This is a genomic window from Halosimplex yunnanense (assembly GCF_054504345.1).
This window is the reverse complement of record NZ_JBTJEL010000037.1, coordinates 25808-47454: the sequence shown is the minus strand read 5'-3', so window position 1 is coordinate 47454 and position 21647 is coordinate 25808. Positions and strand designations below refer to the sequence as shown.

The 21647-nt window shown below is 65.7% G+C and carries 20 protein-coding genes; 12 read left to right on the top strand and 8 right to left on the bottom strand.

Translation table 11 applies throughout. The annotated features are described in order from the left end of the window. Window positions 1-32: 32 nt before the first annotated feature. Entirely contained in the window at window positions 33-1391 is a 1359-nt protein-coding gene (locus tag AB2U09_RS19065; protein ID WP_459194330.1) for an oxidoreductase, read from the bottom strand. 126 nt (window positions 1392-1517) lie between these two features. Here AB2U09_RS19065 and AB2U09_RS19060 point away from each other — a divergent pair, with 126 nt between their 5' ends. After that, entirely contained in the window at window positions 1518-1946 is a 429-nt protein-coding gene (locus AB2U09_RS19060) for a universal stress protein (protein WP_459194329.1), read from the top strand. Window positions 1947-2039: 93 nt separating this feature from the next. Next, complete coding sequence (locus tag AB2U09_RS19055) at window positions 2040-2531, top strand: phosphopantetheine adenylyltransferase (protein ID WP_459194328.1); 492 nt, start codon at window positions 2040-2042, stop codon at window positions 2529-2531. A gap of 14 nt (window positions 2532-2545) precedes the next feature. Here AB2U09_RS19055 and AB2U09_RS19050 read toward each other — a convergent pair whose 3' ends face one another. The 6 genes from AB2U09_RS19050 to AB2U09_RS19025 all read right to left on the bottom strand — a co-directional run bounded on the left by AB2U09_RS19050 (window position 2546) and on the right by AB2U09_RS19025 (window position 8373). Beyond that, on the bottom strand, window positions 2546-2995 hold the full coding sequence (locus tag AB2U09_RS19050; protein ID WP_459194327.1) for a universal stress protein: 450 nt from the start codon (window positions 2993-2995) through the stop codon (window positions 2546-2548). A gap of 51 nt (window positions 2996-3046) precedes the next feature. Continuing rightward, window positions 3047-3484: a universal stress protein gene (locus tag AB2U09_RS19045; RefSeq protein ID WP_459194326.1), complete on the bottom strand. Its 438-nt coding sequence runs from the start codon at window positions 3482-3484 to the stop codon at window positions 3047-3049. A 143-nt stretch (window positions 3485-3627) separates the two neighbouring features. Then, window positions 3628-4161, bottom strand: a complete 534-nt coding sequence (gene cgi121, locus AB2U09_RS19040; protein WP_459194325.1) for a KEOPS complex subunit Cgi121 — start codon at window positions 4159-4161, stop codon at window positions 3628-3630. A gap of 19 nt (window positions 4162-4180) precedes the next feature. Next, window positions 4181-6601: an ATP-dependent DNA helicase gene (locus tag AB2U09_RS19035; RefSeq protein ID WP_459194324.1), complete on the bottom strand. Its 2421-nt coding sequence runs from the start codon at window positions 6599-6601 to the stop codon at window positions 4181-4183. A gap of 307 nt (window positions 6602-6908) precedes the next feature. Next, window positions 6909-7556, bottom strand: a complete 648-nt coding sequence (locus AB2U09_RS19030) for a hypothetical protein (protein WP_459194323.1) — start codon at window positions 7554-7556, stop codon at window positions 6909-6911. Between the two features lie 286 nt (window positions 7557-7842). Next, window positions 7843-8373 (bottom strand): HTH domain-containing protein, encoded by a 531-nt coding sequence (locus tag AB2U09_RS19025; RefSeq protein ID WP_459194322.1) that lies wholly within the window; start codon window positions 8371-8373, stop codon window positions 7843-7845. Between the two features lie 142 nt (window positions 8374-8515). Between AB2U09_RS19025 and AB2U09_RS19020 the strand changes: the two genes are divergently transcribed. The 9 genes from AB2U09_RS19020 (at window position 8516) to AB2U09_RS18980 (ending at window position 19970) form a co-directional block, all read left to right on the top strand. Further along, window positions 8516-8758 carry a ferredoxin gene (locus AB2U09_RS19020; RefSeq protein WP_459194321.1) on the top strand — a complete coding sequence of 81 codons (243 nt, stop codon included), beginning with the start codon at window positions 8516-8518 and terminating at the stop codon, window positions 8756-8758. A gap of 208 nt (window positions 8759-8966) precedes the next feature. After that, window positions 8967-10100, top strand: coding sequence for a quinolinate synthase NadA (gene nadA, locus AB2U09_RS19015; protein ID WP_459194320.1), 1134 nt, complete (start codon window positions 8967-8969; stop codon window positions 10098-10100). A 2-nt stretch (window positions 10101-10102) separates the two neighbouring features. Then, entirely contained in the window at window positions 10103-11746 is a 1644-nt protein-coding gene (locus tag AB2U09_RS19010) for an L-aspartate oxidase (RefSeq protein WP_459194319.1), read from the top strand. A 15-nt stretch (window positions 11747-11761) separates the two neighbouring features. Next, window positions 11762-12589 (top strand): carboxylating nicotinate-nucleotide diphosphorylase, encoded by an 828-nt coding sequence (gene nadC / locus AB2U09_RS19005; RefSeq protein ID WP_459194318.1) that lies wholly within the window; start codon window positions 11762-11764, stop codon window positions 12587-12589. Window positions 12590-12742: 153 nt separating this feature from the next. After that, window positions 12743-13105 (top strand): hypothetical protein, encoded by a 363-nt coding sequence (locus AB2U09_RS19000; RefSeq protein ID WP_459194317.1) that lies wholly within the window; start codon window positions 12743-12745, stop codon window positions 13103-13105. Then, a complete protein-coding gene (locus AB2U09_RS18995; RefSeq protein WP_459194316.1) occupies window positions 13102-14106 on the top strand; it encodes a DUF7284 family protein in 1005 nt (334 codons plus the stop codon). Before AB2U09_RS19000 ends, AB2U09_RS18995 begins: the two co-directional genes overlap by 4 nt. Next, a complete protein-coding gene (locus AB2U09_RS18990; protein WP_459194315.1) occupies window positions 14103-18491 on the top strand; it encodes a ComEC/Rec2 family competence protein in 4389 nt (1462 codons plus the stop codon). The genes AB2U09_RS18995 and AB2U09_RS18990 overlap by 4 nt, the downstream gene beginning before the upstream one ends. A gap of 27 nt (window positions 18492-18518) precedes the next feature. Next, entirely contained in the window at window positions 18519-19073 is a 555-nt protein-coding gene (locus AB2U09_RS18985) for a hypothetical protein (RefSeq protein ID WP_459194314.1), read from the top strand. A gap of 372 nt (window positions 19074-19445) precedes the next feature. Continuing rightward, entirely contained in the window at window positions 19446-19970 is a 525-nt protein-coding gene (locus AB2U09_RS18980; RefSeq protein ID WP_459194313.1) for a hypothetical protein, read from the top strand. Window positions 19971-20520: 550 nt separating this feature from the next. Here AB2U09_RS18980 and AB2U09_RS18975 read toward each other — a convergent pair. Then, window positions 20521-20955: a hypothetical protein gene (locus tag AB2U09_RS18975; RefSeq protein ID WP_459194312.1), complete on the bottom strand. Its 435-nt coding sequence runs from the start codon at window positions 20953-20955 to the stop codon at window positions 20521-20523. 215 nt (window positions 20956-21170) lie between these two features. Here AB2U09_RS18975 and AB2U09_RS18970 point away from each other — a divergent pair, with 215 nt between their 5' ends. After that, on the top strand, window positions 21171-21641 hold the full coding sequence (locus AB2U09_RS18970) for a hypothetical protein (RefSeq protein WP_459194311.1): 471 nt from the start codon (window positions 21171-21173) through the stop codon (window positions 21639-21641). Window positions 21642-21647 lie beyond the last annotated feature (6 nt).

Below are 21647 nucleotides of genomic sequence, written 5' to 3'. Positions count from 1 at the left end.
TTCTAGCCGCTGAGAGTTCCCGCTAGCCGCTCTCAGCGCCCCTCTCGTTCCTGCCGCTCGTAGACGCCTTCTCCGTCGAGCCGAGCGCGCTCGCGGACGACCGAGGGCGTCCGACAGGTCCCCGGCGCACCAGTCACCTGCGGGACCGTACAGTTGTTACAACTGGCACAGAGCGCCGCCGCGTCGCGCTGGCCGGCCCCATCCAGCAGTCGCGCGCCCAGTCGGGGCTCTGCGTAGAACGGGCGACCCATCCCCACGAGGTCACAGGCCGGCTCACGGCCGGACGCGCCCAGCAGTTCGTCGCACGTCTCCCGCTCCCGGACGCCGCCCTCACAGAGCACGGGCACGTCGACCCGTCGGCGGACCCGCCGGCAGAGGTCGGCGTTCCAGCCCGGTTCGCGCGGGAACCGGCGGCTCTGGAGGCGATTGAGCGTCGCCACGGCCTTCGCTCTGAGCGGCCCACCGAATGCCTCGGCGTACCCCGACTGGAGGTCAGCGGCCTCCCACGCGCGGTCGGGGTAGGCCCCACGGACGACGCTCATGTCCCAGAACGTCGAGACCTCCACGGGGACCACGGCGTCATAGCCGATGTCGGCCACGCGTTCGCAGATCCCGACGGCGTCGTCGCGCGAGAGGTGCCGGCGGACGAACCGCGGTGCGGCCGTCTCGGCGGGCACCTTCGTCGCCAGCGGGACGTTGCCGGCGTGCTCACGAACGCTGTCGTGGACCGCTTCTAGAAACCGCACGCCGCCGAGACCCGGCGGGTCCCCGGGGCCGTCGCCGAACTCGTCGTCGCGGCGGTTGTAGAACGGCGAGAGGAACTGCTGGACGATTCCCATGTTCGCCCCCGAAATGTGGATCCCATCGTAGCCGGCCTCGACGGCGTAGCCCGCCGCCTCCCCGAATCGCTCGGCTAACTCGTAAACTTCGCCGGTGGACATCACGTGGGGCTCGAAATCAACCAGTCCCAGCCAGTCGAGGAGTCGCAGTTGCGGTGGAGGACGCGAGACGGCCAGTTCCTCGTGGTCCGGGTTCCGGGCGCGGTGGCCGGCGTGCCAGACGGCCAGACTCCGGAGGCCGCCGTGGGCCAGCTGGACGAAGATGCGGCCGCCGTGGTCGTGGACGGCGTCGGTCAGCCGCGAGCACCGGGCGACGAACTCAGGGTCGTGAAAGCGGGTCATGTTCGGCGCCGCACAGCCGCTCTCGGCGGTGACGATACTGGCCCCCTGGAAGATCAACCCGACGCCCGACGCGGCGGTCGGTTCGAGTTCCGAAGCGAAGGTGTCGACGGCGTCGGGGCCGTTGCCCGCACATTCGAGCAGCGGCGCCCGGTAGAGGCGGTTGGGGAGGTCGACCCCGCCGACGGAGACGGGGTCGTCGAGCGTCGCCATAGACGGACTAGTCGAGTGGACAGGTTAAGCCTACTCCCGACGTATGCCGAGGGCTACCGCCAGCGCGGCCCTGCGAACCGTCGCGCACCTATTTACCGCCGATCCGTCTCGGTCCGAACGGGGACCATGACCGACAGGATCCTGCTCTCGCTGGACGAGAGCACGGCGGACGGGGACGGATCGACCGAGGCGGCGATCGACCGCGCGCTCGAGTGGGCCGAACGCAGCGGCGGCATCGTCCACGCGCTGTACGTCGTCGACACGAGCCGGTACGGGGAACCGGCGCTGAGCAGCGGCGAAGTCCTGATCGACGAGGCCGAGGACGCGGGCCACGACCTGCTGCGGACCGTCGACGTCCGCGGTCGCGAGCGCGGCGTCACCGTGCGCACGCGCCGGTGCCACGGCCGCCCGAACGAGGAGGTGCCGGCCTACGCCGTGGAGATCGACGCCGACGCGGTCGTCCTCGCCGGTCGGCGGCGACCGGGGCGCGTCCGCCGTGAACTCGAACGGGTAGCAGACTTCGTCGTCGGGTCCGAGGCCATCGTCGGCCGCTGATCGCCGACCACGAGACCGCGGCCGGATGGCGAGACGCCGTCCCCTCACTCCGCTGGCCGTGAGACACTTCTCCCGTGGACTCCACGGGTACGTATGCGCGTCGCAGTCGCCGGCACCTTCGGCCCCGTCCACGACGGACACCGCGCCCTGTTCAGGAAAGCCCTCGAACGCGGCGACGAGGGAGTCCTCGTCGCGCTCACCAGCGACGAGTTCGCCCGCGGAAAGCGCGAGCGACCGGTCCCCGACTTCGCCGACCGCCGCGAGCGGGTCCGCGAGGAGATCGAGGCGCTCGACGAGTGGGGTCGCGACGTCGAGATCAGGGAACTCCACGACGAGCACGGCATCGCGTCGACGGACCCGTCGCTCGACGCGCTGGTCGTCTCGCCCGAGACGGCCCACGAACTCGCCGACATCAACGACGAGCGTGCCCGTCGCGGCCTCGATCCGATGGAGGGGTTCGTCGTGCCGTACGTCCGAGCCGACGACGGTGAACGGATCTCTTCGACCCGACTCGTCGGCGGCGAGATCGACGAACACGGTGAACTCACGGCCCCCCGAGAGTCCGAGGGGAGCGCGGACGCCTGACCGTTGCGCCGCGTTCAGCGAACGACCGTCACCGGGACCGACGAGCGTTCGACGACCTCCTTGGCGACGCTGCCGAGTACGCGCTCCTGTGCGTCCGAGAGCCCGCGATGCCCGACGAAGATGCCGTCGTAGCCCTCGGTCGTCGCGAAGTCGGGGACGGTCTCGACGGGGTCGCCGTAGAGCAACTCGCTGTCGACGTCCAGCCCCGAATCCGCGGCCCGCTCGATGGCCTCTTCGAGGAGGCGCTCCCCCCGCTCCTCGGCGTCGCTGACGCTCTCGACGATGAGCCGGTCCGCGTAGTCCGCACCCCCGTTCGGCGATTCACCGCCTCCGCGGTCGTACACGTCCGGGTCGACGGAGTGGACGGCGGTCAGCGCCGCCCCAGCGGCGGTCGCCAGCTCGACGGCGTGGTCGAACGCGCGGTCGCTCTCGACCGAACCGTCGACTGCCACTGCGAATCTCATGTGTGAACGTTTGGCACGCTCGGCCCTGAACCTTACTCCTCGGTCTGAGCGCTACTCCTCGGGTTCGGGCTCGGCCCGGACCGTCAAGACTGGAACGTCAGCCGTTCTGACGACCTTCTCGGTGACGCTCCCGAGGAGATACCGCTCCAGACCGGTCCGGCCGTGGGTCCCCATCACGACGAGGTCGACCGCGTTGTCGTCGATGTAGTCGAGGATCGACCGGTGGGGCGTCCCGGTCACGACGGTGCCCGTGGCGTCGACGCCCGCTTCGCGGGCCCGCTCGACGGCGCTGTCGACCGAGTTCTCGCCCATCTGCTCGAAGGACTCGACGATGTCGACGGCGCCGGCCTCCGAACTGAACGCCGCCACGTCGACGACGTACAGCGAGTGGACCGTCGCGTCGAACTGCGCCGCTAGCTCGATCGCCTCTTCCAGCGCTCTGCGAGCGCCCGCGCTCCCGTCCGTCGGCACGAGGATGTCGTCGTACATACGTGTCGATGCGACGCGCTGGCAGAAACTATTGGCGGTGGTTCCCACGGTGCGAGAAGGCGGCAACCCGAACGGGAACGGTGGCTATAGCAGCGGCCCGCTACCGGTATTTCCATACGCCGTTTAGAACGGACCGCCCTCGGTCACTTCTCGACGTCGAGCAGTGCGACGCGCTCGCGGACTACGTCGGCGAGGGTCCCGTCGACGGCATCGAGTTCCGCGTCGCCGACCGCGAAGAACTCGCGGACCCGCTCGGGGTCGTACTCGCCGAGCGTCGCCGCCGGTTCGAGCGTCGCGGAGCCGTCGATCGCTCGGACGGCCTCCGCGGCTCGCCGTTCCCGGCCAGCGGTCGCCTCGGCGGCTTCGGCGTCGGGTGCGTCCACGAGGACGACCGCCGGGCACTCCCCCTCGCTGACGCCGAGTTCGAGCGCGCGGTCGATCTGTCGCGTCCCGGCGGCGTACAGCAGGATCTCGACCGCGCGGTCGCGGGCGACGTTCTCGCCGCGGTCGATGGCCCGGTCGGCGAGTTCGACCGCCCGCTCCAGGTGCGCGCGGTCGACCACGTACTGCGCGTCGAACGCCTGGACGGTGACGCCGTGCTCGTCGCCGATTTCGCCGAGCCGCGCGACGAACCCGTCCAGGTCCGCGACCGTCGCGACGGCCTCGACGAGCTCCATCAGTGCTCACCCCAGCGCATCAGAAGTCACCCAGACTCGACTGGTCTTCCTCGTCGTCGGACGCTGTGGCGTCGGCGGGACCACCACTGCCGCCAGCCGCGCTGTCCTCGTCCGGTCGGGCGCTCGCGTCGGGGTCGACGCCGTCCATCGAGGGGTCGCGGTGGCCCGCGTTCTCCAGGACGGTCTCGGCGGTGCGCTCGCGGCCGCGGAGCGCGCCGAGGACGACCGACTTGTCGGCCTCGCGCAGGTCGGCGCGGTCCTCGATGCCCGCCTGATACAGCCGGCGGGCGCGCTTGCGGCCGACGCCACGGACGCCGGCGAGGTCAGTCAGCTCCTCGCGGACGCCGTGTTCGGCGCGAACGCGCGCCTCGCGGACGGCCGGGGCGAGGCCGAGGCCGAGTTCGCCCGCCAGCGACTCGGCGGCGCCGAGCAGCCACTGGGCGGTCTCGACCTTGCCGCGCACGTCGCCGGGGCCGACGGCGTAGCGGTCGGTGATCTCGTCCTCGTCGACCTCGCTGGCCCAGTCTTCGAGCAGGCGGGCGGTCTTCAGCGCCGACAGCCAGTCCTCGAAGGCGGGGTCGAACTCGCTTGGCATCGACCCGAGGAACTCGTCTTCGCGCTCGAAGGCGAGCATCTGGTACTCCTCCTCGTCGCCCGAGCGCAGGTAGAGCTCGTACATGTCCGGCGTCCGCGCGACGAGGTGATAGAGACCCATCGCGGTCGGATCCGGCCGCTCGGCGTCGTCGGACTCCCCTTCGTCCGCGAGTTCGCCCGCAGTCGTGAAGCCCGGCGGTTCCGCGTCGGGGTCGGCGCCGGCGTCTGGCGCTCGCATCGCACCGCTTCCGTCGTCCGAGCGCGCCCGACCGTCGCCGCGCTTCCACGCCCGCAGGCCGTCGATGATTTCCGCGGCGCTCATCGGGTCGAGGTAGAGCCGCGAGACGGTGTGGCCCAGCGAGGTCGCCGTCAGCCCGCCGTCGTCCTCTCGTTCGAGGAACTCGTTCCGTTCGAGGTACTCGATCATGTCGTCCATCACCCGCTCCAGCCGCCCGCGCTCGGTCGTCTGGGAGGCGTACAGCGTCTGTTCGAGGAACTCCAGCAGCCCCTCGCGGGAGTTGGCGAACCCCGAAGCGACGGTGGCGAGGATGTGCGTCCGCAGCGCGGGCTCGGCGGCGAGTTTCGACTCGACGGGCTCGGGGTCGGCCCAGACATACCGCTCGAACAGTTCGTCGAGTTCGTCGTGGCTGCTGGCGATCAAGAGTGCCTCGCCGTAGGGGTCGAGACCGGGACGGCCCGCGCGGCCCATCATCTGGTGGACTTCCAGCACCGAGAGCGGCTGCATCCCACCGGCGGTGCCGTCGTAGCGCCGCCAGTCGCGGACGACGACGCGCCGCGAGGGTGTGTTGACCCCGGCGGCGAGGGTCGGCGTGGCGGAGACGACCTTGACGAGTCGGTCCCGGAACGCGTCCTCGACGAGCGAGCGATGTCCGCTGGCGAGCCCGGCGTGGTGGAAGGCAGCGCCGCCCTCGACGGCGTCGGCGAGGTCGTCGCTCGTGTCGGTGTCGCTCACGTCGCGGATCTCGTCGGCCACCTCGGCCAGTTGTTCCTCCTCCTCGGGCGTGAGGTGCGGTTCGACGGTTGAAGCGAGCCGCCCCGCGGCGGCCTCGGCGTTCCTGCGGGAGTTGACGAACACGAGCGTCGACCCGTCGTCTTCGAGCGTGTCGCGAACGATCGCAGCGGTCGGCTTCTCCGAGTTCCGGACCGAGAGTTCGCTCTGGCTCCCGTCTTCGAGGTGCAGCGCCTGCCCGTAGTGGACGCCCTTCTTCAGTTCGATGGGGCGCCAGTCGGAGTCCACGAGCGCGGCGTCGAGCCACTCGGCCAGTGCCTCGGCGTTGCCGATGGTCGCCGAGAGCGCGACGGTCTGCAGGTCGGGGTTGAGCTGGCGGAGCTTCGCCAGCGTGACTTCGAGGGTCGGGCCGCGGTTCGGGTCGTCGACGAGGTGGACCTCGTCGGAGACGACGCAGGTCAGATCGTCGAGCCACGGCGCGTCGTTCCTGACCAGCGAGTCGACCTTCTCGCTGGTGGCGACGACGATGTCCTTCGTGGCGAGCCAGCCCCCTTCGGACTCGTAATTGCCCGTGGAAACGCCTACCTCCAGCCCGTACTGCTCGAACTGTTCGAACTCCTCGCGCTTCTCGCTGGCGAGCGCGCGGAGGGGCACGATATAGAGCGCCTTCCCCCCGCGCTCGACGCTCGCGAGCATGGCGAGCGTGGCGACGAGCGTCTTGCCGCTGGCCGTGGGGACGCTGGCGACGAGGTTCTCGCCCTGCGTCACGCCGGCGTCGACCGCCTCGGCCTGCGGTGGGTACAGCGACTCGATGCCGTCGGCCTGCAGGTGCTCGGGCAGCCAGTCGGGCACCCCCGGGATGTCCGCGACGTCCATTACGAGCGTGGTAGTGCGCTCCGTGATTTAAACTGTCGGACCATCTTTTTGCGGACGGGGTTTCCTCGCGCCCGAAGGGCGCTGCGGGGAACCCAGGCGGAAAAACACGGGTGAAAAAGGCCAGTCGCCCTCTGCGCGAGCGGAGTACCGCGCGCCTACGGCACGCGGATGCTTAATACAGAAGAGATACCCCTCACTTGAGATGGGGCGCCCCAAATGTCAATTTGACCATCCAAACGCAATAGTAGAGAAGGGTCGGTAGTAATTGCGTATTTTATTCTACGCTATCGTATAGGCGACTTTCGTTCTACTCGGTCTTTCCCTGTAGTGCTACTCGTGCCGTCGCACGGTCTTGTTCCGAGGCCCGAAGGAATCCTTTCGTGAAGCCCGCGCCGAACATAGCATCGACGAGAGTATCGGCTGTTTCGGGGGTCGCCTCAAGATCTATGACAGAAGCGAAGCGAATGGTGGAGGAGTCCCCTGTTGCTGTGCCAAACGTCAAATTCCACTGGTACCGCCTCGTCGATTGGTCGGTGCCTAAGTAGAGGTACGAGTCTCCGTCGTCATCGTCAACTGGAACAACGTCTCCAGAGTGCGAGACGAGCGAACCTGAGCGCCAGTCGTGTTCGACCGTCAGCGAGGTAATCTTCCATCCGTTCCCCGCTTGGTAATTCGATCCTGGAATGAGCCGATATCTGGTGACAAGAGCGTACCGTTCCGTCGGTTTGAGATCGAGTACCGATGCATCTTGTAGAACGGTCCCGTACGTTTCTGTCCCGACCGTCGTCGTATCGGTGGCTACAACGGGGGTATCCCGTTGTCCCGTTGGAAGGATTGGCTCCTCGGCGCGCTTGGCTGGTGGAGCAGCAGGCTGGCCAGGGTCCCCGACTGTGGCCCCGAAGACGCCGAGGACCCCGGCGCTAGCGGCTAATCCGAGAAGCGTGCGGCGCTGCATTATTTCCGATGAGTGTATCTGAGATATAATATCTGTTGATAGTATCTAAACAGGAACGTATGTAGAACAAACAGCTCGGAAGGAGCGATGCGTTCAAGACGAATCTACACTGATCAGGGGATTCAGCCAGTATGGTCCTGCGATCAGTCGTCTCCAGAACTGGTCTGTGTCACAGTAAAACCGCCACAACGGAGCACTTCGTCGAGATAACTACTCCGGACTACCTCCGGTACGACGATCAGTCACGATCGAGGTCGAATTCGACCCGTCCTTTCGTCTCCGGGGGTCAGTCCTCGCTGAGCGGCGCTTCCATGTGGCTCACGCTGAGCGAGACTCGGTTGCCCGTATCGTTCGTGCTGTGGACCTCGCCGGCGACGACGAGGTCCCTCTTCGCCGTCGGACCGACGATGATCGGGTCGCCGACGGAGAGGTCGGGCAGCGGCGTCTGGAAGTCGATCCACGCCCTGCAGACCGACGGGTGGTTCACGTTCGTGAACGAGATGTTCTCGACGGTCGCGTCGACGCGGTCGAACTCCTGCGTGACCGTGACGGGTTCCCGGTCGGCCTCCGGGTCGCGGTCGAGCAACGCGAACGCGCGGTCGGTCGGCTCGTAGCCGCCGCGAGGACCGGGGACGCCCTCGACAAGCCCGAGGGACTTGAGCTGTGGCATCTTGTTCCGGATCGTCCCGGTGTCGCGGTTCAGCCGCTCGGCGAGCGTCTCGGCCTTCACCGGCGATTCCTGCTGTTGATACTCGTTTACCAGTACTGTCAGCGTCTTCCGCTGATTGTCGCGGAGATCGATCGAACCGGCACCCATTCTATAGAACTACGGACGCGGTCGGTATTGATCTTTCGGTTACCACTACTTTTACCCGGATTGTTCCTCTGCGCGTCCCGGTACGGTCCGTTCGGCCGTCCTCAGCCAGCAGAACTTAGTTCGCGACCGGCCAAGCGCCCCTATGCGCATCGAATACGACCGCGACACCTGCATCGGGATGTTCCAGTGCGTCGCCGAGTGGGACGCCTTCGAACGGGACAGCGATGCAGGCAAGGCGATTCTCACAGACAGTGAGGAACGAGAGGAGGATATCTTCGTCCGTGAGGTCCCCGACGGCGCGGAACTCGACGCGAAGTTCGCCGCCCGCGCCTGCCCCGTCGACGCCATCGAAGTCTACGACGACGACGGCGAGCAAATCGTCTAACGCACGGTTTTCTCTCCCCGCGATCGGCTATTCTCGCCAGATATCTTCGGATGGTAGCATATACCATGACTAGACAATCCCGGGTATTGATTCCGATCGGTGGTCGGAAAGGGATACTACCACCCTACTGTCCACCGGTCGGATTGATTGAAGGCAAAATTTTTTCAATACGGTGGTCCATAGAATCAGCTAACCCAAGTGACCACACGTGCCGGAAATGGAAACAGCGCAGTTCGAGACTGACCTCAGTCTCTTCAAATACGACAATCTGGAACAGCTGCCGCCGGCCTACCGCGACCTCGACGAGGCCGAACGCACCGAACGCATCGAGGCCGCCCTCGACGAGCTGGGCGACGACGTGGTGATCCTCGGCCACAACTACCAGCGCCGGGAGATCGTCGAGCACGCCGACTTCGTGGGCGACTCCTACCAGCTCAGCAAGGAGGCCGCCAACGCCGACGCCGAGTACGTGATCTTCGGCGGCGTGACGTTCATGGCCGAGTCGGCGGACATCATCACCGACGACGACCAGCAGGTGATCCTCCCGAGCATGGAGGCGTCGTGTCCCATGGCCGGGATGGCCGAGGCGCTGCAAGTCGACGCCGCGTGGGCCGAGATCACCGGCGCCGCGCCCGACGAGGAGATCATCCCGATCACCTACATGAACTCCTACGCTGACCTGAAGGCCTTCTGCGCCGAGCAGGGCGGACTGGTCTGCACCTCCTCGAACGCCCACAAGGCCTTCGAGTACGCCTTCGAGAAGGGCGACAAGGTGCTCTTCCTCCCGGACAAGCACCTCGGCGAGAACACGGCCCACCGGCTGGGCATGGAGGACCAGATCGCCGAGTGGGACCCGTGGGACCCCGAGGGCAAGGACGCGGAGGAGGTCGTCCAGAACGACATCGTGCTCTGGGACGGCTACTGCCAGGTCCACGAGCGCTTCAGCGAGTCCCACATCGAGGACCTCCGCGAGCGCCGCCCCGACGCGAACGTCGTCGTCCACCCCGAGTGCCGCCGCGAGGTCGTCGAAGCGGCCGACGTGGTCGGATCGACCTCGACCATCTGCGAGACGGTCGAGAACGCCGACCCCGGCGAGGCGTGGGCCATCGGCACGGAGATCCACCTCGCGAAGCACCTCGACCGCTGGCACCCCGAGGTCGAGGTGTTGCCGCTGTGCGGCGACGCCTGCATGGACTGCAACGCCATGCGCCAGATCGACCCGAACTACCTGGCGTGGGTGCTGGAGGAACTGGTCGAGGGCCGCGAGCGCAACGTCATCGAGGTCGACCCCGAGGAGAAGGAACTCGCGCAGGTCGCCCTCGACCGCATGCTGGAGATCTGACCATGAGCGAGACAGACGACAGCGGCGACGCGAGCGCCGGCGAACTGGAGGACTACGACGACTACCGGACGACGGACGTACTCGTCGTCGGATCGGGCATCGCGGGCCTGGCTGCGGCGCTCGGCGCGGCGCGGGACGGCGCCGACGTGACCGTCGCGACGAAGGCGACCCGTCCCGAGGGCGCCTCCTCGTGGTGGGCGCAGGGCGGCATCGCCGTCTCCCGAGACGACCCCGGGCAGTTCAAGGAGGACATCTTGACAGCCAGCGCCGACACGGCGGATCCGGAGGCCGTCGACGTGCTCGTCGAGGAGGCCAACGAGGCCGTCTCGGACGTGCTGGTCGACACCCTCGGCGTCGAGTTCGACACCGCAAGCGAGGGCAACGACGGGAGCGGTGCCGACGGCGTCGAGGGCGACTTCGACTTCGGCCGCGAGGCCGCCCACGACGAACCCCGGATCCTCCACGTCGACGCCTCGACGGGCAAGCACATCCACGTTCCGTTCCTGAACCACCTCGACGACCGCGACGGCGTCGAGATCCGCGACGACACCGCCGCGCTCGAACTGATCAGCCACGAGGGCCGCGTCCACGGCGCCCTGCTGGAGCACGACGGCGAGGTTACGCCGACGTTCGCCGGCGCGACGATCCTCGCGACGGGCGGCATCGGCGACCTGTACCCGCGCTCGACCAACCCCGACGGCTCGACCGGCGACGGCATCGCGATGGCCGCGCTCGCCGGCGCCGACGTGGAGGACCTCGAGTACGTGCAGTTCCACCCGACGGTCTACCCGGGCGGCGAGGAACCCGAGGACGGCCCGTTCCTCGTCAGCGAGGCCGTCCGCGGCGAGGGCGCCGTCCTCCGCAACGGCGAGGGCGAGCGGTTCATGCCCGACTACCACGAGGACGCCGAACTCGCGCCCCGCGACGTGGTCGCCCGCGCCGTCCAGAAGGAGCGCGACGCGACCGACGAGGTCGTCCTCGACGTGTCGCCGCTGGACTTCGCCGACGAGTTCCCCGACCTCGCCGAGAAGTGCGAGGAGCGCGGCGTCGACTGGGAGTCGGGAATCCCGGTCGGCCCCGCGGAGCACTTCCTCTGCGGCGGCGTCGACGTGGACACCCACGGCCGGGCGTCGCTCGACCGGCTCTACGCCGTCGGCGAGTGCTCGCGCACCGGCGTCCACGGCGCCAACCGGCTGGCCTCCACGTCGCTGCTGGAGGGGCTGGTCTGGGGGCTGCGCGCCGGCGAGGACGCCGTCGAACGATTGTTCGACGAGCCCCCGGCCGAAGCGTCCGGGGACGCCTCCGGATTCGAACCCGACGTCGTCGAGGCACCCGAACTGCTGGACCGCGACCCGGCGCTCCCCGACAACTTCGCCCGCGAGAAGTTCGTCCGCCTGCGCCGCGTGATGGACGAGTACGTCGGTCTCCGGCGCCACCCCGACGACCTCGGGCGGGCGCAGGCGGTCCTGCGGCGACTCAAGGGCGAGGTCGACGCCTACGTCCGCACGCGGACCTCGCGCTCGCTGTACGAACTCCGCCACGCCTCGGTGACGGCGCTGCTCGTCGCGCGGGCCGCCGCCGAGAACGAGGAGTCCGTCGGGACGCACAACCTCGTGGAGACGCCCGCGAAGACGAGGGCGGACTGAGGGGTTCGACCGGACATGATCCCCGATTCGAAGATCGAGACGTGGCTCCGCGAGGACGTGGGCCACCACGACGTGACCAACGACGTGCCCGGCGAGACGACGGGCCGGCTCGTCGCGAAAGAGTCGGGCGTCGTCGCCGGTCTGGAAGCCGCCCGCGCCGTCTTCGAGTATCTGGCCGTCGAGGTCGTCGACAGTGCGACGGCCGGCGGGCGGATCGACGCGGGCGACGCCGTGCTGGAAGTCGAGGGGCCGGCCCGCGAGGTGCTCCGCGGCGAGCGCGTCGCGGTCAACGTCGCCGGTCACGCCTCGGGCATCGCGACGAAGACCCGCCGGGCCGTCGACGCTGCACGGACAGAGAGCGACGACGTTCGCGTCGCGGGCACGCGCAAGACCACGCCCGGACTGCGGGGGATCGAGAAGCGCGCGGTCGTCGCCGGCGGCGGCGACACCCACCGCCTCGACCTCTCGCACATGGTGATGGTCAAGGACAACCACGTCGCCGAGATGGGTCTCGAAAGCGCCGTCGAACACTTCCACGAGCGCGCCTCCTTCACGACGAAGATCGAGGTGGAAGTCGAGGAGCCCGGCGACGCGCCGCGGGCCGCCGAGGCCGGTGCCGACATCGTCCTGCTGGACAACATGGATCCCGAGACGACCGCCGAAGCGGTGGACTTGCTGCGTGGGGCTGCCGACGAACTGGGTCGGGAAGTACTGGCTGAGGCCTCCGGCGGGATCACCGTCGAGACCGTCCCCGACTACGCGGCCACCGGGGTCGACGTCATCTCGATGGGGTCGCTCACCCACTCCGCGCCGACGCTAGACCTCTCCTTCCGGACCGGGTAGCTGATCCGAGCGAGACGGCTGCTATCTCGCCCGGGATCGTCTTTCTGGACCGCCACCCCATAGTCGAAGCGCAGCCGAGACGACGCCTGCGACGGAGTTTTGTCGGATTTCTTCACGTTCAGGTTTAAATACAGGGACGAGACCAATCGGGGCATGGGTCTGGTAGCGCCCGCTGAGGCCAGGGACGTCGTTCGGGGGGCTTCGCGTTCCGGCGTGGCAGTTGGGGGAGTCGTCCGCTTCGCGCCGACGGGAGCCCAGATAAAGACGGGCGGCGTGCTCGCGGTGGCGGACGCCACGACCGCCGTGATAGGCGCCGCAACCGCTGCGATGGACGAGACAGGCGCCAGCGGGGACGACGCCTCGACCGTCGCCGGACACGGCGCGGTCGAGTACTCGGCCGACAGCGACCAGCCCACGCCCCGACCTGACGGGGGGATCATCCGTACATCTCTCTCCTGCAGTATCCTCACAGACATCGGGACCGACCATCCGGACACGGGGGGTCGAGACCTGTGAGATCCGACAACCGCGCGGTCAGCACCGTCGTCGACGTTTCGCTCGCTCTCCTCCTGATGAGCGCCGCCGTCGTCATCCTCAGTTACCACGTCGTCGAGCGATCCAACGAGGAGCGCGTCGACATCCGGGAATCCCAGGAGGTCGCCGAAACCATCTCCGCGACGACCATCACGACCGACTACAGGCTCACGGGGGTCATCACGGATCAGAAACTCAGCTACGGCGGGTCCGACGACGACGAGTTCACTGACCCGGCGACCTACACCAGACAAGTCCACGGGACGACTGCGGAGCTTCTCGCGGAGGCCGCCGTCACCAGCGCCGAAGTCGACGGGACACGTCTCACCAAGGAAGGGATCGATGACCGAGGTCCCGACTTCTCCGAGAAACTCGACGGCCCGATCAGAGACCAGATCACCGGCAGCGACACCGAGGCACACGTCGTCGCCGTCTGGGAACCCTTCCCCGGGTCGGACTTCCGTGGCGTCTGCGAGGGCGGCCCAGCCCCGCCGACGGACGCGGACGTCAGCACCACCACGATGACGGTCGGAATCAGGATTCCGGAGCTGTCGGACGCGGAGATAAGACGGGCCGACGAAACCGGCGGCATCGGCGAAGTCGCCGAACTCGTCGCGGAGGCGATGGTCGAGGGGTACTTCCCCGCACAGCAGACGCAGCTCGCGCTCGAACAGCAGGGCCTCGAGCCCGTCGTCGCCCGGCACCGGTACCTCCAGATGAAGGAAGCGATCAACGCGTACAACGACGCCCACGTCCGCGGCGCCTCGGACGTCGACTACGACTACCCGGGGCCGCTCGGCAACCGGTACATCGACCGGACGTATGCCGACGCCGACGGCGCGAACAGGCGGATCGAGGCGGGCCTCGCTGCGGCCATCAAGGAAGACCTCGATTCGACGTACGAAAGCCCGTCAGGGGAGCAACTCGCACAGGACGTTTCGCCCGGAACGGTCACGATCACAGTTCAGACCTGGGAACCATGAGTCGGAAGCGACCGCACACTGCACGTATCGAACTCGGCGACCGCGGCCGGATCCCCTTCGCGATCCTGGGGGTCTTCCTCGTGGTCATCAGCGCCACGGTCGTCGGCGTCATCGGAACGCGCCCGAACGAGGACTCGGACGTCGAGGTCTCGATGGCCATCGACCGAACCGTCTCGGCGTCGCAGACGGCGATACGCGACGCCGCCAGAGCGGCAACCGAGAAGGCGGCGAAGGAACCGATCACGAAGGCAAAAGCGACGGCGGAGACGCCGATCGGGGAGGCGATAGGTGACACCGAAGGCCACGAGACGATCTTCGAGCGCTACGTCAAACTGCGGGTCTATCTCGAAGCCGAGCGCAAACTCGCCGGATCCGGCCAGCGACTCGGGACGGAGACGAAGACCACCGCTTCGATCCCCGACGCCGCCTACTCCGCCGATTCGCTGAAATCGGCCATCGACCGGGTGACACTCGAGCAATCGGTCGACACGAGCGACCTCGAGACGGGCGAACTCAGGGCCACTATCGAAGACCTGACCGTCGAAGTGTACAGGGACGGCGAGTTCCAGGGTGACCGGACTCAGGACATCACCGTCACCGTGTCCTCGACGGTCTTCGACCTCCACCGGAAGGTCGAGACCTACGAGGACCGCCTCGACGACTCCACGCTGTCGAACCCCGAAGGGTCGTCGTTCGGCGCGCAGTTCGGCGCCCGAATGTACACCCTGGCGTGGGCGAAAGCGGGCTACGAACGCTACTGCGGGACGCCCTCGCCGTACGTCGCCGACCTCGGCACCGGCGACTGGGGCAACAGCGGTAGTGGAAGTGGCAGCAGCGATGGCGGCAGCGGCGGTGGCGGTGGCGGCGGTGGCGGCGGTGGCGGTGGCGGCGGTGGCGGTGGCGGCGGTGGTAGCAGTGGTGGCAGTGGTGGCGGTGACGACAAGAGCGGTGGCCGCAAATGTCCGGGTGGCTCCACCACTGGAACGTTCCACAGCATCGTCGAGAACAAGGAAATCGAGGTGATGGCCAACGACGCCATCTTCGCCATCCAGCGCGAGCAGTTCGGCACGCAGGATCCCCGAGCGACGCGGGCGATGAGCGCCGAGTGGATGTGTCTCACCAGCAAGTTCGGAAAGAAGTTCGTCTCCAGCGGGTCGGCCGCCGAGTGGGTCACGAAAGAGGCCTGCACCGTCGCCGGGTTCCTCTTCGGACCGACGGGCGGCGATCCGCCGAGTTCCCTCGGTGACCTCGTCGGCGGAAGCGGGTCTGCCGGGCCCGCGAACGGCAAGAATCCGACGAGTAGCGAGATCAGCGTCCACATCGGCCAGTTCGCCTATCCCGGCAAGCAGGACACGATAGACGAAGCGATCGACTGGGACTACGTCGAGGAGCAGTGGGGCAACCAGATGGAGTCGAACATGGGCTCCACCGCGGAGGAAAAGTGGGACGAGAAAGACGGGTACAACGTCGGAGAGGCCCCGAACAGTGGGGGATTCGACGCCGAAGACGAGTTCCCCAGCGCCGTCCAGGAGGGCGAGGATCGGGACCTGATCAAACACGTCATCGACGACGTCTACAGCGGCAGCGCCTCGGCGTCGGTCGACTCGGACAGGATCGCCGGCGAGTTCCCCGAAGCCGACCGCCCCGACGGCGCGAGCGGCCCCCACTGGGAGAAAGACGGCGAATCCCTGAACCACGCGGGGACGAGCTTCGAGACCGTCGACGTCTCCGTCGAGTACACCGACGCCGGGGAGGGAGGGAACCCCCGGCAGGGGATCCCGCTGTACGACGTCCACATCGTCGTCGAGAAGACCTACGAGGAAGTCGAGGAGTGGGAGTGTATCGACGACGACGGGGACGACGAGGACGAGTGCCCGACGGACGACGACAAAACGTCGAGCGATACCAGCACCGTCACGTTCGAACTGACTGCTTCGATCACGGGGTCACACAGCCGGGACGCCGACGTAGAGGCGATCGGGACCAGCACGGAGTTCACCTCCGGTGGGCCGACCGGACCCGACGACATGGACCAGCCGAACTTCCGGAAACTGCCCCCCAAATCGCTGGAGCAGATAACGGGGTACGAGCCGTCCGATCCCACCGACGCCGAGGATATCGAGGACGGGTTGCAGGGGCAGATCACCGGCGGCAACATCGAGAGCGCGTCGGACCTCCGCGACGAACTCATCGAGACGTCGGATACGGGCACGCTCGACCTCGCGCCCGACGACCAGGCGGCACTCGTCGAGTGGCTCCAGGACGACGTCGAGAGCACTCACGAGGAGGTGCTGGAGATCGGCGAGATCCAGGTCAGCCGGATGGACATGGTCGGGGAGGACAACCCGTTCGCCGCGCTCAAAGACAGTCTCGACGACAGGAAACCGGAACTCATCTACGGCACCGTCTCGGGCGCCGACGCACCGGCGGACGTGCCGGGCGGCGACCCGCCCACCCAGTCCGACGACTACCGGACTGCCGCCGAGATGGCCCGGTCCGAGGCCCGCGAACGGTACATCGATCGGACGAAACGCTGGATGGACGAAGTGAACGACGCCCGCGAGGCGTCGCGTGACGAAGCGAAGGACCGCCTCGGAGACAGCGGCATCGACATGGACGAGGGGGTCAGTTTCGTCGAGGAGGTCTTCAGCAAAGAGATGGACTTCGGCATGGGGACGCCGGAGAACCACGGCAACATCGACACCGGCCTGAACGACGAGATTACCTACAAGGTCCGGTCGTCCCCCACGGTACTCACGACGGCGCCGGTCATGCGCCGGACCGTCCCGGCCGTCCGCCCCGCCAACGAGACCGTCGAGGACGTCGAGAACACCGTCCACGCTCCCATGGCGGCCAGAAACCACGTGCCGGTCCCCAACCCGGGCGTCCCGATCGTCCCGTGGCCCTCCTACTGGTACGCGTCCATCAACGGCTGGTCCGTCGACGTCAAAGGCGAGTACGCGCGCTTCGAACTGTCGGCGCGTACCAACGGCCCGTCGAACACGAAGCCGATGACGTACGTCCGCGAGTCCAAGCCGGTCTACCTGGAAGTCAACGGCCTCGATCGCAAGGCCGGCCGCGTCGACCCGTTAAACTTCGACAATCACATCCCCATCGTCGTGGTGATGCCGGGGCTCACCGTCTCGGCGCAGGGCACCTGGGGCACGGGCGACCGGACGTACCCGTCGGGAGTGAACAAGTACAAGCACAGACTCGAGGAGTGTTCGGCTTCCTGGGATCACGTCGGACCCGGCTACACGCCGATGCGTGGAGAGAACTGCCCCAACAAGAAGCAGACGGACAGCGGGCAGTTGAGGCACCAGGACGCCGCGACGGACGTCCTCGGTGAGGCGCGGCACAACGGGAAGACCGCCGCCGCGATGGAACTCCTCGAAGAGGGGGCAGAGGCGTTCGCCGACGAGGCCCTGGCCGGCGAGACGTGTCTGCCGGGAAGCGACGACGATGACGACGACGCCGACTTCTTCCTCGGCGTCAGCGCACGCGACGACGAGGACGACGAGGAGGACTACGGGACCGAAGACGGGTGTGACGATCATAACCTGACCGTCGAGTTCCTTGAACCCGGAGTTAGAGGGTCGGCTATCCTCATCAGACGAAACGCGGGCGAGGAGTGCTCGTGTGAAGACAAGACGATGCTCGTCGATACCGGGAACTACGGTGGAGAGAACGATGTCGTCGAGAAACTCCAGGAGAGAGATGTGGAGGAGATTGACCATCTCGTGGTTACACATAATCACTCTGATCACGTCGGAGGGCTAATCCTAGACGAACTCTCTACATATAGTAAAGAGAGCCTCATTTCAAGCGATATAACCATCGAGAATATCTATTTCAACAGCATCATCGCAAAGAATGGTGGTCGCGAGACGGAGGAGCAAGAATATCTTACCGACGCGCTCGAGGGGACTGACATCGACCGTAGTGGTCTGGATGAAGGCGACGATATCGAGATGGGGAGTGATGTCGAAGTCGAAGTGCTGAATCCACCAGACACGCGCCGTGGGGGATGTAGTGAAAAGCCGGACTGCAATGCCATCGTCCTCAAGATCACAAAGGACGAGTACAGCTTCTTGCTGTCGTCCGACATCCGCGAAGATGTCGAAGAAGACCTCAGCGACAACTTTGGGGACGTGGACGTGCTCCAACTCGCCCACCACGGCGGGGCGGATTCTAACAGTGAACACCTCACCGACACTGACCCCCGCGTTGCGGTCTACACGGGTGGCAGAAATAACAGGGATCCCACTGTTGAACTATTCCCGTTGTATAGAACTGTCGGCGATGACGTCAAGTTCGTCGTCGACGAAGAGGGGCGGCTCATTGGCCCAGATGGTGAGGTCGATGCAGCCGAGGACAGCGATTAATACCTGGGTAAACACCATACGCCACAGATGGTCACTCTCACGTTAGATCTCGTGACCGAAATAGAGCGATTCGAACCCGTGAACGATCCCTCTGAGGAGGAGGCGATACTCCATCTTCGGTACCACAATCCCGGCGAGGGGCTTGTGAAGGCCGGCGAACTGAGTCTCGTCAAATCGGCACTCCCGAAAACAGGCCGGGACATCACGACCCAGTACGACGTAACACTCACCTTAAGAGAGTCTGCCCGGGACCTTCCCTGGTCAGTCGAAGATACCCGATCGAAGGTGGGTTTCCGTGCCGACTACGGCGGCACAACTAGCGTTAATGCGGGATTCGTGCTCCGAGAGATCGAGTCCACAGATTACGAAACGTGGTACGGCATTCTGGATCTAGCGTTCGATCACCTACCAGACGGGAAATCACTGGACTTCGTCGACCTGTCGAAGGAAATGCAGACTACTCAACCAATGGAGACGGACCACGAACACGAGTGGCTGACTGGCAAACCCTACGAATCGAATTACGTGACGCTGGAACTCGACGTTTCACCGGGCGCACTGGACGACGAGGACTCTGATTGATGCCACTCTCCTTCGGTTTGACGACGAACAACTGTACTGTCGAAAAGAATTTGTAGACGACCGCGAGTTCAACGAGACCGGCCTACTGCAACTGGCACACCACGGCGGCGCCGGCTCGAACGGTGATGCACTCCTCGACGTGAACCCCGGTGTCGCCGTCGTCACCGGCGGCAACAACGATTACAGCATGGAACCAGCGCTGTTCACGCGATTGAAATCTCGAGGAATTGGCCTGTATCACACTGACGTCCACGGAGACATCGTGTACTGGATAGGGGAAGACGGCGAACTAAAAAGCTCGGAAGGCGAAACTGCGGACCCAGACTAAGTTCGAGCGAAGGAGATTTGTCACCGCTACGAACATTTATACTCATGTCAGTCCTCGAACTGTCGGGTTTGATCGCAGACGTTAGCCGGTACGAGCAGTGGGCGCACCACTCCGACAACGAAGAGGCCATCATGCACCTCCACGATAGAGAGCGGGAGCGCGAGAAGGGATGGCGCGCCCCGGGAGTCGGCAATCTCGATATCAACGAGACGTTGCTCCCGACAGCGGGCAAGGACATCGGAACACAGTACGAAATCGCTCTCACGTTCACGGAGTCGCCGGTCGGACTGGAACGGTCGGTCGGAGAGACGGAATCGAACGTCGAACTTCGTGCGGACTACTACGGAGTGGGCAACACCGAAGCTTCGTTCGTCCTCCGGGAGAAAGGGAGCGAAGAGTACCAGAATCGACTCGGGGCCTTTTGGGTGTCCGCACAGACGCTTCCCGGCGACAAGTCGCTGGACATCGTCGACACGACGAAAAACGACATCGACCTATGGGGTCCGCCCCATAGTTCGTACTATCTCACACTCGAGTTCACCGTCGAACCCGACGCGTTCGAATCCTGACTGGTGAATTCCAGCGACAGTATCCACACCACGAGCGCGCATCCGCCGTCCCGGGGCGAGACATTCGCGGAAATCGCAGAGACGACCAGAACGCAACGTTCCCAGAAGCAAGCGTCACGCATGACACACACCATCTCAGCGTACGGACGACTCGCCACGCTCTCGACGAGTGACGCGACGGCGGAAGTCGAACTTCGTCGAGACCGAGTCGAGCTATCTCAGGAGCCGTTTCAGACGGAGACCGAGATATCGAGCGACGACGCTCAGATCACGGGCTCCGTAACGTGTGAATCGTTAAAACGCGAGAGCTGGTTCGAGATCCGGACCGAGCAGTGCGACAGAGCGGGCTACCACACTCGCGACCGTTAAGATGTCCCCGACTGGATCTCGGAAGAAGGCGACGAAGGATTCATCCGAGTCAACTTGTCGTTCGACCCCGGAGAGACGTCGTCCTCACTCGACGCTGTCGAGCAAACACGCCGTGAATATCGGGAGAAGTACTTCGGTTGAAATAGCAGTTCTCATGCGGATCGTCGTCGGGGTAATCGTATTAATCCGGTTCGATCGACTGATCAGCACGACGAACGGTTGGCGTGGACCGCGAACCCCACCTCGATTTCCTCCAGATTTGTCGGCCCGGTGCCACAGCTAACCGGGAAACACCCCACAACAGGGCGTCAACTGCCAGAACAAGCAGAGCAACAGCGAGGCCGGCTTCCTGCAACAGGGCGAGCAGTCGGAGATCCTCTTCGAAGCCGCAACCGAGGGGACGACCCACGCCATGGACGACGTGGTCGACGAACTCACCTGCGGGGAGGCCTGCCTGCCCGGTGGCAAGGACGACGATGACGACTTCTTCCCGACGCGGGCGGTGCGGAGTGACGACGAGAAAGAGGACGATACCCACTACGGGTGTGACGACCGTAATCTGACCGTCGAGTTCCTCGAACCCGGACCTAAAGGAGCGAGTATCCTCGTCCGTCACGCCCGAAGCGGTGAAACCCCAGCTCTATCGCCATGGGTGAGTGGGTCGTGTCGACGACTATCGTTATCCCGACAGAGGACCTGATCGACGAGTTACCCGCGGGCGAACAGGACGAAGCAGCAGTCGCCAGTGTGGGTCCCCTAGCGAGACTGCGTAGTGGTTGGGCCTTAAGCGGCCACTCGATTTATCAACCAGCCTCGTAACGACGTAAATACATGACTGACACTATCGAACAACCGTTCTTCGTCGAGGATATCGAGTACAAAGGGCAGGAGTTTAGCCTCATCGGTGGTCGCTATCTCGGCATTACTCGGTTATGGAAAACGCTGGTCCCTGCGAACGGACGATACAATAGCGCGTATTTCCACACGCGAGTCGAACTCAGCGAGACCGAACCAGACGGTGACACTGCAGTCGGTGACCGAGAAGCGACCATCGTCGGCCCGACCGAATGTATCAACGACAGTTCGGAAACGTGGTTCTCAGTCGATGTCGACGAGGTCGATATGAACCTCGAACATACGCGGCCCCGTGAGAAAGTCCCAGACTGGATCGCAGACGAGGGCGATACTGGCTACATCACCATCGAACTCACGTACGACGAAGAACTCACCATGGACGAAAAGTCCTGCTCCCCGGAGCGGATTGAGGAACTCCGCGAACGCTACCGCGAGATGGGGTACTGAGGCCTC

Bases quoted from the DNA above. Each gene is read 5' to 3' on its own strand.
- AB2U09_RS19045 (WP_459194326.1), bottom strand. From the start codon at position 3,484: ATGTACGACGACATCCTCGTGCCGACGGACGGGAGCGCGGGCGCTCGC.
- AB2U09_RS19060 (WP_459194329.1), top strand. From the start codon at position 1,518: ATGACCGACAGGATCCTGCTCTCGCTGGACGAGAGCACGGCGGACGGG.
- AB2U09_RS18970 (WP_459194311.1), top strand. From the start codon at position 21,171: ATGACTGACACTATCGAACAACCGTTCTTCGTCGAGGATATCGAGTAC.
- AB2U09_RS18990 (WP_459194315.1), top strand. From the start codon at position 14,103: ATGAGTCGGAAGCGACCGCACACTGCACGTATCGAACTCGGCGACCGC.
- AB2U09_RS19055 (WP_459194328.1), top strand. From the start codon at position 2,040: ATGCGCGTCGCAGTCGCCGGCACCTTCGGCCCCGTCCACGACGGACAC.
- AB2U09_RS19065 (WP_459194330.1), bottom strand. From the start codon at position 1,391: ATGGCGACGCTCGACGACCCCGTCTCCGTCGGCGGGGTCGACCTCCCC.
- cgi121 (WP_459194325.1), bottom strand. From the start codon at position 4,161: ATGGAGCTCGTCGAGGCCGTCGCGACGGTCGCGGACCTGGACGGGTTC.
- AB2U09_RS19050 (WP_459194327.1), bottom strand. From the start codon at position 2,995: ATGAGATTCGCAGTGGCAGTCGACGGTTCGGTCGAGAGCGACCGCGCG.
- AB2U09_RS19035 (WP_459194324.1), bottom strand. From the start codon at position 6,601: ATGGACGTCGCGGACATCCCGGGGGTGCCCGACTGGCTGCCCGAGCAC.
- AB2U09_RS19025 (WP_459194322.1), bottom strand. From the start codon at position 8,373: ATGGGTGCCGGTTCGATCGATCTCCGCGACAATCAGCGGAAGACGCTG.
- AB2U09_RS18980 (WP_459194313.1), top strand. From the start codon at position 19,446: ATGTCAGTCCTCGAACTGTCGGGTTTGATCGCAGACGTTAGCCGGTAC.
- AB2U09_RS18985 (WP_459194314.1), top strand. From the start codon at position 18,519: ATGGTCACTCTCACGTTAGATCTCGTGACCGAAATAGAGCGATTCGAA.
- AB2U09_RS19000 (WP_459194317.1), top strand. From the start codon at position 12,743: ATGGGTCTGGTAGCGCCCGCTGAGGCCAGGGACGTCGTTCGGGGGGCT.
- AB2U09_RS19010 (WP_459194319.1), top strand. From the start codon at position 10,103: ATGAGCGAGACAGACGACAGCGGCGACGCGAGCGCCGGCGAACTGGAG.
- nadC (WP_459194318.1), top strand. From the start codon at position 11,762: ATGATCCCCGATTCGAAGATCGAGACGTGGCTCCGCGAGGACGTGGGC.
- AB2U09_RS19020 (WP_459194321.1), top strand. From the start codon at position 8,516: ATGCGCATCGAATACGACCGCGACACCTGCATCGGGATGTTCCAGTGC.
- AB2U09_RS19030 (WP_459194323.1), bottom strand. From the start codon at position 7,556: ATGCAGCGCCGCACGCTTCTCGGATTAGCCGCTAGCGCCGGGGTCCTC.